Source organism: Xanthomonas sp. SHU 199 (assembly GCF_000364665.1).
Classification (GTDB): domain Bacteria; phylum Pseudomonadota; class Gammaproteobacteria; order Xanthomonadales; family Xanthomonadaceae; genus Xanthomonas_A; species Xanthomonas_A sontii.
The window spans coordinates 1-1,960 of the sequence record NZ_AQOI01000834.1; the positions used below are offsets into that span (position 1 = coordinate 1).

A 1,960-nucleotide genomic window follows, 5' to 3' on the forward strand; every position below is an offset into this window, starting at 1 on the left:
TGATGCCGAGCGCGGCCTCGCGGGTGAAGATGGCGCCCGGCATGCGTCCGCTGATCGTGGCCATCGATCCCGGCCATGGCGGCCAGGATCCCGGTGCCAGCGGTCCGACCGGCAAGCACGAGAAGGACGTGACCCTGGCGATCGGCCGCGAACTGGCGCGCCAGATCAACGCCACGCCGGGCATGAAGGCCTACATGACCCGCACCACCGACGTGTTCATTCCTCTGCCGATGCGCGCGCAGAAGGCGCGTGCGGCCAAGGCCGACATCTTCATCTCGATCCACGCCGACGCGGCCGAGAACCGCAGCGCGACCGGCTCCTCGGTGTACGTGCTGTCGACCAAGGGCGCGTCCTCGCAGCGCGCGCGCTGGCTGGCGGACAAGGAAAACGCCGCCGACCTGATCGGTGGCGTGCGCCTGCAGAAGACCGACAGCACTCTGGCCAACGTCTTGCTGGACCTGGCCCAGAGCGGCCACATGAAGTCCTCCGAAGATGCGGCCGAGCAAGTGCTGGGCGGGCTGAAGCGGATCGGCAACAACCACAAGCCGGAGATCGAGCGCGCGAACTTCGCGGTGCTGCGCACCTCGGACATGCCGGCGATGCTGGTCGAGACCGCCTTCATCTCCAACCCGGACGAAGAACGCCGGCTGACCGATCCGGCCTACCAGCGCCGCATCGCCGGTGCCGTGCTCGATGGCGTCAGCACCTTCTTCACCCGGCAGCCGCCGCCGGGCACGCTGTTCGCCGCGCGCGCGCAGGCCGAGGCGGAAGCGGCCAGCACGGTGGCCGGCGGCAGCCGCTGAGGCGCTATCATTAACGGCTGATCCTCGATGACGGCGTCCGCGCCGCGAGCCGTGCCGATGTTCTTCTTCTGCTGTCGTTTTCGTCCTGTCGCCTCGACCGGCGCGCGTCTGTGTGCGCATGGAGCGGGGACGGCATGAGCATCCGTCAGCTACCCGAGATCCTGATCAACCAGATCGCTGCCGGCGAAGTGGTCGAGCGTCCGGCCTCTGTCGTCAAGGAACTGGTGGAGAACGCGCTGGACGCCGGTGCGCACCGCGTCGACATCGATCTGGAAGAAGGCGGCGTGCGCCTGATCCGCATCCGCGACGACGGTGGCGGCATCGCGCCCGAGGAACTGCCGCTGGCCATCTCGCGGCACGCGACCAGCAAGATCGCCTCGCTGGACGACCTGGAATCGGTGGGCACGCTCGGGTTTCGCGGCGAAGCGTTGCCGTCGATCGCCTCGGTCAGCCGCTTCACCCTGGCCTCGCGCCGTGCCGGCGACGAACACGGCGCTGCCCTGCAGGTCGAAGGCGGCAAGGTCGGCGAGGTGCAGCCGCGCGCATTGCCGCCGGGCACCCTGGTCGAGGTCCGCGAGCTGTTCTACAACGTGCCGGCGCGGCGCAAGTTCCTGCGCGCCGAACGCACCGAACTGGGCCACATCGAGGAGTGGCTGCGTTCGCTGGCGCTGGCGCGCCCGGACGTAGAGCTGCGCGTCTCGCACAACGGCAAGCCGTCGCGGCGCTACAAGCCGGGCGATCTGTACTCGGACGCGCGCCTGGGCGAGACCCTGGGCGAAGACTTCGCAAAGCAGGCGCTGCGCGTGGACCACAGCGGTGCCGGCCTGCGCCTGCATGGCTGGATTGCGCAGCCGCATTACTCGCGCGCTAGCGCCGATCAGCAATACCTCTACGTCAACGGCCGCTCGGTGCGCGATCGCAGTGTCGCCCATGCGGTGAAGATGGCCTACGGCGACGTGCTGTTCCATGGCCGCCAGCCGGCCTATGTGCTGTTCCTGGAACTGGAGCCGGCGCGGGTCGACGTCAACGTGCATCCGGCCAAGCACGAGGTGCGCTTCCGCGACGCGCGGCTGATCCATGATTTCGTCTACCGCACGCTGCAGGATGCGCTGGCGCAGACCCGTGCCGGCAGCCTGCCGGGCACGCTCGGTGCCGAA

2 protein-coding genes are annotated in these 1,960 nt (G+C 69.0%); both read left to right on the forward strand.

The features are described from left to right. Nucleotides 1-803 (forward strand): N-acetylmuramoyl-L-alanine amidase (locus D183_RS0122845; protein ID WP_017911047.1); only part of this gene is annotated, 803 nt, incomplete at its 5' end. Nucleotides 804-937: 134 nt separating this feature from the next. Beyond that, nucleotides 938-1,960: DNA mismatch repair endonuclease MutL (gene mutL, locus D183_RS0122850; protein WP_017911048.1), on the forward strand; the 1,023-nt coding region annotated here is incomplete at its 3' end.